The organism is Aquimarina aggregata, assembly GCF_001632745.1.
Taxonomy (GTDB): domain Bacteria; phylum Bacteroidota; class Bacteroidia; order Flavobacteriales; family Flavobacteriaceae; genus Aquimarina; species Aquimarina aggregata.
This window is the reverse complement of sequence record NZ_LQRT01000035.1, coordinates 109,869-124,548: the sequence shown is the minus strand read 5'-3', so window position 1 is coordinate 124,548 and position 14,680 is coordinate 109,869. Positions and strand designations below refer to the sequence as shown.

General features: G+C 32.7%; 14 protein-coding genes. 9 read left to right on the top strand and 5 right to left on the bottom strand.

All coding sequences use genetic code 11. The features are described 5' to 3' along the window. Positions 1-53: 53 nt before the first annotated feature. Complete coding sequence (locus AWE51_RS18840) at positions 54-1,694, bottom strand: hypothetical protein (protein WP_066316741.1); 1,641 nt, start codon at positions 1,692-1,694, stop codon at positions 54-56. Positions 1,695-2,162: 468 nt separating this feature from the next. On the opposite strand from AWE51_RS18840, the gene dnaG reads away from it, so the two are divergent. Beyond that, positions 2,163-4,124 (top strand): DNA primase, encoded by a 1,962-nt coding sequence (gene dnaG / locus AWE51_RS18835; protein ID WP_066316738.1) that lies wholly within the window; start codon positions 2,163-2,165, stop codon positions 4,122-4,124. On the opposite strand, the gene AWE51_RS18830 is transcribed toward dnaG, so the two are convergent. Further along, positions 4,121-4,753: a response regulator gene (locus AWE51_RS18830; protein WP_066316736.1), complete on the bottom strand. Its 633-nt coding sequence runs from the start codon at positions 4,751-4,753 to the stop codon at positions 4,121-4,123. The two genes, dnaG and AWE51_RS18830, sit on opposite strands and share 4 nt — an antisense overlap. Before the next feature lie 143 nt (positions 4,754-4,896). Beyond that, positions 4,897-5,685 (bottom strand): NAD(+) synthase, encoded by a 789-nt coding sequence (nadE, locus tag AWE51_RS18825; protein ID WP_066316732.1) that lies wholly within the window; start codon positions 5,683-5,685, stop codon positions 4,897-4,899. A gap of 244 nt (positions 5,686-5,929) precedes the next feature. Between nadE and gldB the strand changes: the two genes are divergently transcribed. From gldB to AWE51_RS18810, 3 genes are read left to right on the top strand one after another with little or no spacing between them, the layout of a single operon-like run. Beyond that, positions 5,930-6,898: a gliding motility lipoprotein GldB gene (gldB, locus tag AWE51_RS18820; protein ID WP_066316725.1), complete on the top strand. Its 969-nt coding sequence runs from the start codon at positions 5,930-5,932 to the stop codon at positions 6,896-6,898. Then, positions 6,898-7,236, top strand: coding sequence for a gliding motility protein GldC (gldC, locus tag AWE51_RS18815; protein ID WP_066316723.1), 339 nt, complete (start codon positions 6,898-6,900; stop codon positions 7,234-7,236). The genes gldB and gldC overlap by 1 nt, the downstream gene beginning before the upstream one ends. Before the next feature lie 47 nt (positions 7,237-7,283). Beyond that, entirely contained in the window at positions 7,284-7,643 is a 360-nt protein-coding gene (locus tag AWE51_RS18810; protein WP_066316718.1) for a hypothetical protein, read from the top strand. Positions 7,644-7,718: 75 nt separating this feature from the next. On the opposite strand, the gene yihA is transcribed toward AWE51_RS18810, so the two are convergent. Together yihA and AWE51_RS18800 are read right to left on the bottom strand one after the other, a co-directional pair. Then, positions 7,719-8,324: a ribosome biogenesis GTP-binding protein YihA/YsxC gene (yihA, locus tag AWE51_RS18805; protein WP_066316716.1), complete on the bottom strand. Its 606-nt coding sequence runs from the start codon at positions 8,322-8,324 to the stop codon at positions 7,719-7,721. A gap of 18 nt (positions 8,325-8,342) precedes the next feature. Beyond that, complete coding sequence (locus AWE51_RS18800) at positions 8,343-9,113, bottom strand: alpha/beta fold hydrolase (RefSeq protein ID WP_066317787.1); 771 nt, start codon at positions 9,111-9,113, stop codon at positions 8,343-8,345. A gap of 303 nt (positions 9,114-9,416) precedes the next feature. Here AWE51_RS18800 and mraZ point away from each other — a divergent pair, with 303 nt between their 5' ends. The 5 genes from mraZ to AWE51_RS18775 are packed head-to-tail and all read left to right on the top strand — an operon-like array spanning position 9,417 to position 14,659. Beyond that, positions 9,417-9,884, top strand: a complete 468-nt coding sequence (mraZ, locus tag AWE51_RS18795) for a division/cell wall cluster transcriptional repressor MraZ (protein ID WP_066316715.1) — start codon at positions 9,417-9,419, stop codon at positions 9,882-9,884. Between the two features lie 60 nt (positions 9,885-9,944). Beyond that, positions 9,945-10,862 (top strand): 16S rRNA (cytosine(1402)-N(4))-methyltransferase RsmH, encoded by a 918-nt coding sequence (gene rsmH / locus AWE51_RS18790; protein WP_066316712.1) that lies wholly within the window; start codon positions 9,945-9,947, stop codon positions 10,860-10,862. A 26-nt stretch (positions 10,863-10,888) separates the two neighbouring features. Then, positions 10,889-11,200, top strand: coding sequence for an FtsL-like putative cell division protein (locus AWE51_RS18785; protein ID WP_066316709.1), 312 nt, complete (start codon positions 10,889-10,891; stop codon positions 11,198-11,200). A gap of 58 nt (positions 11,201-11,258) precedes the next feature. After that, the gene (locus AWE51_RS18780; protein WP_232517414.1) at positions 11,259-13,199 is read left to right on the top strand and encodes a penicillin-binding protein; all 1,941 of its coding nucleotides are present in this window, start codon (positions 11,259-11,261) and stop codon (positions 13,197-13,199) included. Further along, entirely contained in the window at positions 13,196-14,659 is a 1,464-nt protein-coding gene (locus tag AWE51_RS18775; protein ID WP_066316697.1) for a UDP-N-acetylmuramoyl-L-alanyl-D-glutamate--2,6-diaminopimelate ligase, read from the top strand. Before AWE51_RS18780 ends, AWE51_RS18775 begins: the two co-directional genes overlap by 4 nt. Positions 14,660-14,680: the final 21 nt, after the last annotated feature.

The window sequence follows — 14,680 nt, the reverse complement described above, 5'->3', positions numbered from 1 at the left end:
TATGTTAAGTTAACATAATAAATAATCAGGTAAAATAATCTCGACGATGTTTATTAATATCCTGTATAAGTATCTGTACTTAGACCTGCTGCAGGAGCAGGTTCTGTGTCTTGATTAACTGTTGGCCATACACCAGCAGACGGAAACCCTACTCCAAAGTTATCACCTCTATTTTCATCTTGGCCAAATTTATATAAAGGGAATCCTTTAAATGTCATTTGCGTTCTCCCAAATACATCAATAGTTCCAAAATCGCTGGCATTTAAAATACTTGGTAATTTAACTAATTCAGTATTGTATATTGGCCATACACCATTGTTAGAAAAATCATTTGCAGTGAAGTTATTGGTATCTCTTGTATCATTTGAAAACTTATATAAAGTATTTCCTCTTGAATCTGTGATATAAAATGTTAATCCATCTCCAGGAGTAAAATCACTTGTAAGATTTGTTGTGTTTCCAGCCGCATCTCTCCCTACTAATTGAGCTTGAGCAATCATAAGAGAGTAATCTGGTTTTGCGATGTACCAGTTGTTTCCAACACCATCTCCATTAGTGTCTCCTGCAGTAGCATCATTTGCAAAAAAGTAAAGTGGCCAACCTTTGTAAGTAGTTTGTTTTGCTCCATCTTCGCGAGTAATTACTGCGAAATCTGCGGCATCTAATCCACTATCAAGGGTTACATCTTCAGTATAAAAAACTGGCCACGCTGTGATACATCCACCACTACAGTTAGAAGTACCTTTAGCATCTTGTGAAAAGAAATATAAAGAATTACCATCTTTGTCAGTAAGTATTTTTCCAAAAGTGGCGTCTTCTGCTAATTGGATTGCGTTTGCAACTGGTTCTGGAGCAGGTTCTGTATTTTGATTTACAGTTGGCCATACACCAGCAGATGGAAACCCTACTCCAAAGTTATCACCTCTTTGAGCATCTTGTCCAAATTTATACAAAGGAGATCCTCTAAATGTCATTTGTGTTCTTCCGAAGACATCGATAGTTCCAAAATCACTAGCATTTAAAATACTTGGTAATCTATTTAGATCAGTATTATATATTGGCCATACACCATTGTTAGAAAAATCATCAGCGGTGAAATTGTTATTGTCTCTTGTGTCATTTGCAAATTTATATAATGTATTCCCTCTTGAGTCTGTGATGTAAAAGGTCAATTCGTCTCCAGGTGTAAAATCACTTGTAAGATTTGTTGTGTTTCCTGCAGCATCTCTCCCTACTAACTGAGCTTGAGCGATCATAAGAGAATAATCTGGTTTTGCAATGTACCAATTGCTTCCGACTCCATCTCCATTCGTATCGCCAGCGGCATTGTCATTTGCAAAAAAGTATAGTGGCCAACCTTTATAAGTTGTTTGTTTTGCACCATCTTCACGAGTAATCTCTCCAAAGTCAGCAGCGTCCAATCCACTATCTAGAGTTACGGTTTCAGTATAAAAAACTGGCCATGCGTTAATACATCCACCACTACAGTTCGAAGTACTTTTAGTGTCTTGAGAGAAGAAATATAAAGAATTACCATCTTTATCGGTAATGATGCTCCCAAAGGTAGCGTCATTTTTTAACTGAATAGCATTCGCTATAGGATTTGGTTCTGAAGGAGTGTCAGAGTTATAGTCATCTTCACTACACCCAATAAATATAAGAGCCAGTACAAATAAATAATTCAACTTTTTCATAACAATTTTTTTATGTTTAATGTTTATATGATTAATTTTTGAGCAAATAAAAGACAGGAAACCGTGTTTTTAAATTAAATCTATGTGAAGAGGAAAAAAAGGCTTTAAAGAGGAATATTTCGACTTCAAATTCGTGAGATTTTTTCGATCAAATAGTAAAGAATCCCACAGTATGTTTGGTTTTGTTCTATTTTGATGATAATTAGTTGTTTCTATGAAAAAGTGATAAAAGTGAATCTTATCAATACATAAATGAGGTGTTTTTTGATTGAAAATTGTAGTTTAGCCTACTATTATTGATTATGCTACTTTTGTATTGAGAACGCATATGAAATGCTTTTTTAAGAGATGATAATTTTACTCGTTTTAGAGTAGGAATAAAAATTTAATCTTAATCTTAAAATTGATTTGGAAGTATACAAGTAAAACCTTTAAAGGTGGTAAAAGAATAAAAAAGGTAACTGGAAAATGATTCATAAATCTACAATAGATGCTGTTTTTGAGGCTGTTCGATTAGAAGAGGTAATAGGTGATTTTGTTCAGTTAAAGAAATCAGGAAGTAATTTTAAAGGATTAAGTCCATTTAGTGAAGAAAGAACTCCTTCTTTTATGGTATCTCCTGTAAAACAAATATGGAAAGATTTTTCTAGTGGTAAAGGTGGTAATGCTGTAGCATTTTTGATGGAGCATGAGCACTTTACTTATCCAGAAGCAATTAAATATTTAGCTAAGAAATATAATATTGAAATTGAAGAAACAGAGCAGACCGATGAACAGAAACAACAAGCCGATGAGCGTGAGAGTATGTACTTGGTTAGCGAGTTTGCAAATACGTTTTTTCAAAACTCTTTACATAAAACAGAAAAAGGTAAAGCTATTGGACTGACCTATTTTAAAGAACGTGGTTTTACAGATGAAACTATTAAAAAGTTTGGATTAGGATATTCACCAGACGTATGGGATGCATTTACGGCAGAAGCTATTAAAAAAGGATATAAGTTAGAATATCTGGAAAAAACGGGATTGACTATTGTAAAAGAAGAAAAACAGTTCGATCGTTTTAAGGGTAGAGTCATGTTTCCAATACAATCTATGTCGGGGCGTGTGCTCGGTTTTGGTGGTAGGATTTTAACCAATGAAAAAAAAGCAGCAAAATATCTTAACTCTCCAGAGAGCGATATCTATCATAAAAGTAAAGTTTTGTACGGTATTTATCATGCCAAGCAAGCAATTGCTAAAGAAGATAATTGCTTTTTGGTAGAAGGATATACAGATGTTATTCAGTTTAATCAAACGGGAGTAAGCAATGTAGTTTCATCTTCGGGGACAGCACTTACAAGTGATCAAATTCGATTAATCAACAGACTTACAAAAAATATTACAGTACTTTTTGATAGTGATGCCGCTGGTATGAGAGCATCTATTCGTGGGATAGATCTCATTCTAGAACAGGGTATGAATGTAAAAGTATGTAGCTTTCCTGAAGGAGAAGACCCTGATAGTTTTGCAAAACAAAATACATTAGAAGAATTAACATCATATTTAGAAGAACATAGTCAAGATTTTATAAGTTTTAAGGCATCCTTGTTACAGAAAGAATCAAAAAATGACCCAATCAAGAAAGCCGAATTGATTAGGGATATGGTGACTAGTATTTCAAAAATTCCAGATGTTATTAAACGAGAAATTTATGTACGAGAATGTTCTCGTATTATGGATATTTCTGAAGATGTGCTATTTGATACTTTAGCACAAATACGTAATGTAGGCGAAAAAGATCAGCGAAAACAACAAAAAAAGGAACAAAAATCTCTTGAGGTTGTAAAAACTGAAACTCCAAAACAACCTAAAGTAAACAGGCAATACGTTTTAGAACGTCACTTAATTAAGGCTTTATTAATGTACGGTGTTCAAGAAGAAGAGTTTGAAGATCTGATAATGAAAGAAAATGAAGAAGGAGAACTTGTCTTAGAACCTGAAATCCATAAGATAAAGGTTTTTGAAAAAATCTATCTTGACTTGCAGGATGACGAAGTTGAGTTTACAGATCAAGTTTTTAAAGATGTTTATGCTATTTTGATCGAAGAATTAAATCAAGTTGACGAATTTAAAGTTGAGAATTTTATAAATAAAATCCCACCAGAAATAGCTTCTGAGATTACTGAAATTATGATGAATGAAGAACGCTATGAGTTGCATAGATGGGCAGACATGGAAATACATGTAAAGCAAAAGACAGAAACTATAGCAGAATATGTAAATACTACAATATTGAGCCTAAGAGGATTTCTAATCGATCAAAAAATACAAGAGCTTTCACAAGAAGTGAAAGCTCAAAATATTGAAAATAACATGAATGTCTTAGAAGATATTCGTGATTATCAAATTCTTAAAAAGTTACTATACAGGAAACTAAATCGAGTGATCTAGCTAATATGCAATAATCTAGATTGATGGATTAAATCAGCAAGATTGTCCACTTTTAATTTTTTTAGTAATCTTGTCTTGTATGTACTTACCGTCTTTTCGTTAATTGACAATGTGGTAGCAATATCCTTATTTCTCTTTCCAGAGGATAAAAGGTTTAATACTTCGATTTCTCTAGAGGATAATTTTTTGTATTTAACAACCATATTATTTTCATTAGCATTACCATTTGCTAATTGTTGAGTAAGATTGTCATTTAAATAAATTCCTCCTCGAGCAACACGCTCTATTGCTTTTTTTAACGTTTTTGTTGGGACAGTTTTAGATAAATATGCAGATGCACCGGCTTTAATAGCACTTAATGCGTACATTTCTTCTGGATGAGAACTAAAAATAATAACTTTTATTCCTGCAAATTCCTTTTTGATGGTTCTTAATGCCATGATCCCATTAATTTGGGGCAGATCTAACTCCATAATAAGTACATCTGGAGTATTATCTTTTAAGATGTCATACATCTCGTTACCGTTACTTACTTTACCAGTAATCTCATAATCTTCTGAGTGGCGAAATAAAGAAACGATCCCCTTCCTAGTAATTGGATGATGATCAGCGATTAATACGGTTGTCATTCTTGTTTACGATTGTTAATGTTAGTTTTTCTTTTTTTGTTTTAACATTTCTCGGTTAGGGGTAATTTTTAAATCTTGCTGCAAAATTACTAAGAACTAATCCTTGTAAACTTTTTTTTATTAATTTCTCGATAAAATGTTGATTATAATAGATCAACGGGTATTTTACAGACAGGTATGGGTTTCATTTTATGCTGATTTACGGTATTTAAACGAATAAAAATTTTAAATACTTCTTGTTCTCTTCCTGTAAAGTCATTGCTATTTTTTCCTTCATCCTTCATTTTCATGGCCCATTCTAATTCATCATAACTGGCACCAATTTGATCTTCATCACTTCGACTATCACCAAACAAACCATCTGTTGGTGGGGCAACTTGTATCGATTCGGGAACGTTAAGGGATTTTCCTAAAGCGTATACTTCACTTTTCAATAAATCTGCAATTGGACTTAAGTCTACACCACCATCTCCATATTTAGTATAAAAACCTACCCCGAAATCTTCGACTTTATTACCAGTACCTGCAACTAAATATTTATGTAAACCTGCAAAATAATATAGGGTAGACATTCTTAATCTGGCTCTGGTATTGGCTAATGATAAATCAAGTTGTGCACTCGAATCTACTTTAGGAACAACACTTTTGAATTCTTCAAAAACAGACGTAAGATCTACTCTAACATCTGAAACATTAGGAAAGCGCTGTTTTAATTGCGCAATATGTTCTTGTGCTCTGTTAACTTGACTTTGAGCCTGGTGTATTGGCATTTCTACACAAAGTACTTTTAAACCTGTATTTGCGCATAATGAAGAAGTGACTGCACTATCAATTCCGCCACTTACACCAACAACAAAACCATCTATATTGGCATTGTTTGCGTATTCTTTTAACCAATTGGTGATATGATCGACTGTTTTTTCTACCTGCATATTGTATTTTTTAATATTTCTTTATCTAAAGTGAAAGACAAATGTATCTGATTTGAAATTTAAGAATCTCTATTAATGTATTGATTTATATTGTAATAGATTATTTACTTCGTGGTTTTGTAATTGACAATTTGTAATTCGTAATTCGTAACTCGATATAGTATCTTTGTAATTATAAAATTAATAAAAAAAGATGCCGTTTTATAAATGTAAAAATTATTTAGAGACATATTATATTTTAAGAATGAATAGTGCTAGATTATTAAAATTTATTATACTTTTTTGTGTTTTTTACTCATGTGGTAAAGAAAATGAAATTGAAAAGAAAATTGCTAAAATCCCAGTCGAATTAGAAATTGAACGTTTTGATGAATTGTTTGCCGGGTTAACGCAAGAGAATTTACCCGATTTAAAGAAAGAATATCCTTTTCTGTTTTCAGAAAAGTATGCTGATAGTATATGGCTTAATAGAACAAAAGATACTGTTCAGTTAGAAGTTAATAAAGAATTAAGTGCTAAATTTTCGGATCTTTCTAAGGAAAAAGAAGAGCTGTATTCACTTTTTCAGCATCTTAAATATTATTTTCCTGAAATAAAAGATCCAAGAATAATTACAATAGCTTCAGATGTAGATTATCGCAATAAAATAGTAGTTTCAAAAGGACTATTGATTATCTCTTTAGATACATACTTGGGCAAGGATCATCATTTTTATGAGGCAATACAAAAATATTTAAAACAAAATTTTGAAAGAGATCAAATAGTACCCGATGTAGCCTCGGCTTATGCTAAAAACCTTGTGGGACCTATAAGAGATAGATCGTTTTTAGGAAACCTGATATCTTTTGGGAAAGAGTTGTATTTAAAGGATTTACTATTGCCAAAAGCTGATGCAGCTAGAAAAATGGGATATACAGAAGAACAATATGAGTGGGTTATGGCTAACGAAGAGCAAATCTGGAGATATTTTATAGATAAGCAACTTTTGTATAGCACAGATAGTGAATTAATGCCTAGATTTTTATATCCTGCGCCATTTTCAAAGTTTTATTTAGAAGAAATTGATAAAGAAGCACCAGATCGAGTAGGGCAATTTATCGGTTGGAGAATTGTGACTTCATATATGCAAAATAACAATGTATCTTTGCGACAATTATTATTGGCCGATGCCGAAACAATTTTTAATACTTCAAAATATAAACCAGCAAGATAATGGCAATTGAACATAAATCTGAAATCAAAATAGATATCGCATTAGATGAAAACCGCATTCCTGAAAAATTGAAATGGACAGCTAAGGATGGAGGTGTAGAAGATGAAGAAACTAAAGCGATGCTGTTGTCGGTTTGGGATAGTAAAAATAAAGAAAGCCTGCGTATTGATTTATGGACTAAAGATATGCCAGTAGACGAAATGAAAATTTTCTTTCATCAAACACTGGTAGCAATGAGTGATACATTTCATAGAGCTACTCAGGATGAAAAAATGACAGCTACAATGAAAGATTTCTGTGATTATTTCGCAGAAAAACTAGAACTGAAACAACAATAATTGATAGGTTTTTATAGTATTCTAGACTAAGTACATAAATTAGAAGATTGAAGAAAAAAATAATTTTTGTGTACAATGCAAAGTCTGATATTTTTAGTAAATATATAGATTTGGTTCATAAGATTATAAGTCCCAGCACATATGCTTGTGGTCTATGTAGTCTTACTCATGGAAACTTTTCTGAAAAAGAAGAGTGGAGAATTTTTAGAGAGAATACCGATCATGAATTCGTTTTTATGTATAAAAATGATTTTCTTGAAACATATCCTAATCTCGACGAGTATAGCTTCCCTGTTATTTTTGAAGAAAACAAAAAAAAACTTGAATTGATTTTTGATTCAGAAAAATTGACAACTCTAAAATCTGTTGAAAGTTTGGTTGAAGAGCTTAGCAGAGAAGTTGGGTAAATAATAGAAACATTCTTTATCAAAGAAAGAATGTTTCTATTGTTGTTTGGTTAATTATCGATGCCTAAACATGGGTTAAGAATTCTTTAGTTGTTGGTTAATTTCGTTAATATAATTTAAAACGTCGTCTTTACCTAAACCAGAAGACGAAGAGGTAATAAAATAATTCGGCATTTCTTCCCAGTAATTCAGCATTTCTTTAATATAAACATCTATCTGGATAGGTAACTTGGTTTTAGTAAGTTTATCGGCTTTAGTGAAAATAATAGAAAAAGGAATTTGATTTTCTCCAAGCCATTGCATGAATTCAAGGTCTATTTTTTGAGGTTCATGTCGGCAATCAACAAGCACAAATGCACTAACTAGTTGTGTGCGTTTTGAAAAGTAAGCAGTTATGAATTTTTGAAATACTCTTTTTGCAGATTTAGATACTTTGGCATATCCATATCCAGGTAAATCTACTAAAAACCAGTTTTTGTTAATGATAAAGTGATTGATTAACTGAGTTTTACCAGGTTTTCCTGACGTTTTTGCTAAGCTTTTGCGATCTGTTAACATGTTGATTAATGATGATTTACCAACATTTGACCTGCCAATAAAGGCGTATTCTGGCAGCTTGTCTTTTGGACATTTAGCTACGTCGCTGTTACTCATTACAAATTCAGCGCTACTAATTTTCATAGTAAAATTTATTATGATTTAGAAATTGCGTTGCACTAACCAACTGTGCAGTATTTTGTTGAATTCGTCCGGATGTTCCATCATTGCTGCATGACCACATTTGTCTATCCAATATAAATCAGAATCAGGAAGCAATCTGTTAAAATCATCGGCTACTTCTGGTGGCGTAACAGTATCATTTTTACCCCATATAATGCAGGTAGGCGTATTCATTTTTGGTAAATCTTTTGCCATATTATGCCGGATAGCACTTTTTGCAATAGCAAGAGTTCGAATTAATTTATTACGGTCGTTAACGGTTGAATAAACTTCATCTACAATTTCTTTTGTGGCAATTGCAGGGTCATAAAACACACTTTCAGCTTTAGCTCTAATGTATTCATAATCCCCTCTTTTAGGATAACTTTCGCCCATTGCGCTTTCATATAATCCAGAACTTCCAGTAATTACAAGTCCTTTTACTTTTTCAGGATACATTTTTGTACATAGCAATGCAATATGTCCCCCAAGTGAATTACCCAAAAGAATCACTTCCTTGTCTCCATATCCTAAATGATCTATAAAATCTTTAAGGTATTTAGCATAGGTGCTTACCTTGGTTTTTAACAATGGTAAAGTATAGACAGGAAGTTCAGGAATTAATACTTTATAACCTTCTACAGGAAAGTAGGAACTAACGCCCTCAAAGTTGCTTAAACCACCCATTAAACCATGTAAAATGATTAGCGGCGACCCTTCTCCTATGTCTAGATAACTAAATTTTCCGTCTTTTTTTAATTCGTGATTCATTAAATACCTCTTACAAGAACTAAAAGCAAATATAGCATTTTCATAATTAGTTTTAAGATTTTTTATGAATACTACAGAATGATTTTTTTTAATCCTTTTTTTGATGTTCAATTTCTATCCAAAATGAGTATAGCCTATTGTTTTCTTGCACTTCTGTAAGTGTACTGACAGACAAAATATTAAAGTTTTAAAAGCTAAATATTGACTCGTTTTAAGTATAACTTATTAACAATGTGGTAAATTGTGGTAAAAAGTGGTAAATTTTTCAATATATTTGGCTAATTAAACGTTTAGGGAAACAAAGTGGTGCATCTAATTGGTACATACGAATGTAAGGCAGACGCTAAGGGACGTCTTATGATGCCTGTTGCTTTCAAAAAGCAGCTTTCGCCTGTGCTACAAGATGGATTTGTGTTAAAAAGGTCGGTTTTTCAGCCTTGTTTAGAGTTATATCCAATGGCTGAGTGGAACCAAATGATGCAAAAAATAAATAAGCTAAACCGCTTTAAGAAAAAAAATAATGATTTTATCCGAAGGTTTACTGCGGGTGTTAAAATTGTTGAAATTGATGCTGCCGGTCGTCTTTTAATTCCTAAAGACCTTGTTGGTTTTGCAGGTATTACAAAAGAACTAGTGTTGTCTTCTGCTGTTAATATTATTGAAGTCTGGGATAAAGATCAATATGAAAAAGTAATAGATGATGTAGCTGTTGATTTCGCTGATTTAGCCGAAGAGGTAATGGGATTTGATGATGACATAAGTATTGACTAAGCAGTATGCTTCTTGAAAAATAAGATGTACTTGATTGGTTAAGCTATAAGAATGTAATAGATGAAAGAAACCGAATATCATAATCCAGTTTTACTAAAAGAAACCGTAGATGGACTTGCTATTAAACCAGATGGAATCTATGTAGATGTAACATTTGGTGGTGGTGGGCATTCTAAAGAAATCTTAAAAAGACTTGGTCCAGAAGGTAAATTGTTTGCCTTTGATCAAGATCAAGATGCTTTGGATAACACTATTGATGATGATCGATTTACACTTATAAATGAAAATTTCAGATTCGTAAAAAGATTTCTTCGATTTCATGGTGTGAAAAAAGTAGATGGTATTCTAGGTGATTTTGGAGTTTCATCACATCAGTTTGATGTAGCAGAACGTGGGTTTTCTACAAGGTTTGAGGCTGATCTTGATATGAGAATGAATCAAAATAAGAACCTGTCAGCATACAATGTAATTAATGAATATGATGAGGCGGATTTAAGAAAAATGTTTTTTGAATATGGTGAGCTAAGAAATGCTCCCAAATTAGCAAGAACAATAGTAGGAGCAAGAAAAGAAAACGGTATAAAAACAAGTGTAGAGTTGAAAGAGGTATTGAAACCTTTCTTGCCTAGACACAAAGAGCATAAAATTTTAGCTCAGATATACCAGGCGATACGTATTGAAGTAAATCAAGAGATAGAAGTGCTCAAGGAGTTTTTAGAGCAAACATTAAGTCTTTTAGATGTGGGAGGAAGAATTAGTATGATATCATATCACTCTTTAGAGGATAGATTGGTTAAAAGGTTTATTAGAAATGGAATGTTTGAAGGAGAGCCTGAAAAAGATCTTTATGGTAACATGTCTGTTCCTTTTAAAAAAGTAGGAAAATTAATTGTTCCAACTGAAGAAGAGATTAAAGAGAATAATAGAGCTAGAAGCGCTAAGCTTAGAATAGCTGAAAAAATTGAAAAGATAAATTGATTTAATAAATAGAGTGGGTTTTTGGGATGAAACAAACTGTTTATGACATATTAAAAGGTAAGTTTCTTATTGCAGATGATGCGATGAAAAACTGGAGAATGCTACTGTTTTTGTCTTTTTTGGCAATAGTAATGATTGCCAGTTCACACAATGCAGAAAGTAAAGTTCATGAAATAGCGCATTTAAATGATGAAGTAAGAGAGTTGCGAACACAATTTGTTGATGGTAAAACAGAATTGATGAGACTTAAAATGGAGTCTTCTATAATAAAAAAGATGACTCAAGAAGGATTAAAACGTCCTACTACACCACCGCAAAAAATAATTGTAAAAAACTAAGCTCTTGGCTACAAAAGAAAAAAACATATTAAACCGGTTGTATTTTATAGCAGTCTGTATGTTCATTTTTGCCATTGCCGTTTTGGTGAAATTAGTGAATATTCAGTTTGTTGAAGGCGATATGTATCGTAAAAAAGCTCAGGAACGAGTTTTTAAAACATTTGATATACCGGCTAATAGAGGAAACCTATATGACAGCAAAGGTAATTTGCTAGCTACCTCTGTCCCTAAATATAATATAAGATTTGATGCGCTTACCGTAACTGATAAGGATTTTAGAGAGTATGTTAAGCCACTTTGCGAGGCGTTATCCAAAGAATTTGGAAAGCCTATTTCATATTATGACAAAATAATTAGAACAGCTAGAGCAAATAAAAATCGATACCTCTTGATTCGAAGAAATCTTGGGTATTCTCAATATATGCGAGTTAAAGAGTTTCCATTATTTGAGTTAGGCGCAAATCGAGGAGGTTTTATTGTCGAGCAAAATACAGTTAGAGAACATCCGATAGGTAAAATTGCCGAGCGAACGGTTGGGTATGAGAGAAGAGATGAAAATGGATACTATACAAGAGTAGGTCTAGAAGGTGCTTATGGACCTTTTTTAAGAGGAAAAGAAGGGAAACGTAAAAAACAAAAAATAGCAAAAAATCAATGGAAACCAATAGGAGATGCTAATGAAGTAGAGCCAAGAGATGGATATGATGTTGTTTCAACTATAGATGTAAATGTTCAGGATATTGCACATCATGCGTTATTGGGTCAACTAGAGAGGTTTGAGGCAGAACATGGGACTGTTGTTGTTATGGAGACAAAAACAGGGGAAATCAAAGCAATTTCTAATCTAGGTCGAACAAAAGCTGGTAAATATTATGAAAAGTTAAATTATGCGGTAGGAGAATCTCATGAGCCTGGATCTACTTTTAAATTAATGACAATGGTGGCGGCCTTAGAAGATAGGGTGATCGATTCTAGTTATGTTATTGATACAGAGAATGGCCGTGTAAAGTTTTATGATAGAGTAGTTAAAGATTCTCGCTGGGGAGGGTACGGAAAGATATCTGCGGCAAAAGCTTTCGAAATTTCTTCGAATACTGCTTTTGCAAAAATGATCGATGAACACTATAAAGATAATCCTAGAAAATTCGTAGACCGATTAATTAATATGGGATTGGGGGAAACCTTAGAGTTATCCATTAAAGGAGAAGGTAAACCTAAAATTCCATATCCAGGTGATGATGATTGGTATGGTACAACCTTACCCTGGATGGCTCATGGATATGGTGTGGCAATTACGCCATTACAAACCTTAGCTTTTTATAACGCAATAGCAAATGATGGCGAAATGGTAAAGCCAAGATTCATTAAAGAAGTAAAAACCTGGGATAAGACCAGAGAACGATTTGATAAAGAGATTTTAAACCCAACAATCTGTTCAAAGAAAACAGCAAGAATAGCTCAGGAAATGATGAAAAATGTGGTCAAAAGAGGTACTGCTGATAATATTTATACTGAAAGTTTTGGTATTGCCGGAAAAACAGGTACCTGCTGGGGTAATTATGGTAAAGATAAGGAGAGAGAATATATATCCTCTTTTGCTGGGTATTTTCCGTCGGATAAGCCTATTTATTCATGTATTGTAGTAATCCATAAACCAAATAAGAAAAAAGGATATTATGGTAGTGAAGTTGCAGCTCCGGTTTTTAAAACTATCGCTACAAAAATATATAACGATATACCGGTGATAGATGAAGTGTCGTATGCGGTTGTAGAGAGTAACTCGGTAGTAAATAGTTATGATAAATATTACCAAAATGCTCAAAAGTATAAAACTATTATGCCTAACGTAAAAGGAATGCCAGCAATGGATGTGATTTCTCTTTTAGAAAATATGGGGTTAAAAGTAGAGCTAAAAGGATCAGGGCGAGTAGAAAAACAGTCTATAGAACCAGGTGTTAAAGTAAAAACCAATCAAACAGTAAGATTAGAATTATCGTGATCGAATTAAAAGACATATTATATAAGGTTGCTATTAATGTTGTGGTGGGTAATACTACTGTAAATATTAATAAGGTTGAGTTTGATTCTAGAAAGGTTAAACAGGAAGATGTGTTTGTTGCTATTCGTGGTTCGGTATCTGATGGTCATAAGTTTATAGAAAAAGCGATTGATCTTGGAGCAAAAGCTATTGTTTGTGAAAAAATACCTTTAAATAGAATAGAAGAAGTAACGTATATAGAAGTAGAAGATTCTAATACAGCCTTGGCGATTATGGCATCAAACTACTATGGGTCACCTTCTGTAAACTTAAAATTGGTGGGCGTTACAGGTACTAATGGTAAAACTACCATCGCAACTTTGTTGTATCAATTGTTTAAAAAAGCAGGTTTTAAAGTAGGATTGCTTTCTACAGTTAATATACTGGTGGATACCAAAGAATACAAAGCTACGCATACAACACCAGATTCATTGATGATTAATTATTATCTAAAAGAGATGAATGAAGCTGGGGTAGAGTATTGTTTTATGGAAGTAAGTTCTCATGGCATTCATCAAAAACGTACCGAAGGACTAACTTTTGCGGGAGGTATTTTTACCAATTTATCACACGATCACTTAGACTATCATAATACATTTAAGGAATATAGAGATGTTAAAAAAATGTTCTTTGATGGTTTGTTGTCAAGTGCATTTGCTTTGGTAAATAAAGATGATAAGAACGGAGCATTTATGCTGCAGAATACAAAAGCCAAACAATATAGCTATGCGCTAAAATCATATGCAGATTATAGAGGACAAATTTTAGAAAATAGCCTAGAAGGTTTGTTGTTGAAATTAAATGATAATGAAGTATGGGCTAAGTTGATAGGAAGTTTTAATGCGTATAATCTATTGGCGATTTTTGGTACTGCAGAATTATTGGGTCTAGAAACATTAGAAATACTCCAGTTATTAAGTGACTTAAGAAGTGTAAGTGGAAGATTTCAATACCTAATCTCAGAAGAAAAGATTACTGCAATTGTAGATTATGCCCATACCCCAGATGCTCTTAAAAATGTTTTGGAAACAATAAATGATATAAGAACTAATAATGAAAATTTAATTACTGTTATAGGGTGTGGTGGGGATAGAGATAAAATGAAACGTCCTGTTATGGGAAATATAGCGGCTCGATTAAGTAATAAAGTAATTTTTACTAGTGATAACCCAAGAACAGAGGATCCAGCTCAAATAATAGAAGATATTGAGAAAGGTATAGAACCTCAAGATTATAAGAAAACACTGTCTATTACCGATAGAAAACAGGCTATTAAAACTGCTTGCCAATTGGCTGAAAGAGATGATATCATTCTTATAGGAGGTAAAGGTCATGAAACGTATCAAGAAATTAACGGAAATCGTATTGATTTTAATGATTTCGAAATTGTAAAACAAGAATTAAAAAAACTAAATAAATAAATCTTTTAAGATGCATCCAAT

Coding starts and splice junctions, on each gene's coding strand:
- dnaG (WP_066316738.1), top strand. CDS start 2,163: ATGATTCATAAATCTACAATAGATGCTGTTTTTGAGGCTGTTCGATTA.
- gldB (WP_066316725.1), top strand. CDS start 5,930: ATGAATAGTGCTAGATTATTAAAATTTATTATACTTTTTTGTGTTTTT.
- AWE51_RS18800 (WP_066317787.1), bottom strand. CDS start 9,113: ATGAATCACGAATTAAAAAAAGACGGAAAATTTAGTTATCTAGACATA.
- AWE51_RS18785 (WP_066316709.1), top strand. CDS start 10,889: ATGAAACAAACTGTTTATGACATATTAAAAGGTAAGTTTCTTATTGCA.
- yihA (WP_066316716.1), bottom strand. CDS start 8,324: ATGAAAATTAGTAGCGCTGAATTTGTAATGAGTAACAGCGACGTAGCT.
- AWE51_RS18830 (WP_066316736.1), bottom strand. CDS start 4,753: ATGACAACCGTATTAATCGCTGATCATCATCCAATTACTAGGAAGGGG.
- rsmH (WP_066316712.1), top strand. CDS start 9,945: ATGAAAGAAACCGAATATCATAATCCAGTTTTACTAAAAGAAACCGTA.
- nadE (WP_066316732.1), bottom strand. CDS start 5,685: ATGCAGGTAGAAAAAACAGTCGATCATATCACCAATTGGTTAAAAGAA.
- AWE51_RS18780 (WP_232517414.1), top strand. CDS start 11,259: ATGTTCATTTTTGCCATTGCCGTTTTGGTGAAATTAGTGAATATTCAG.
- gldC (WP_066316723.1), top strand. CDS start 6,898: ATGGCAATTGAACATAAATCTGAAATCAAAATAGATATCGCATTAGAT.
- AWE51_RS18840 (WP_066316741.1), bottom strand. CDS start 1,694: ATGAAAAAGTTGAATTATTTATTTGTACTGGCTCTTATATTTATTGGG.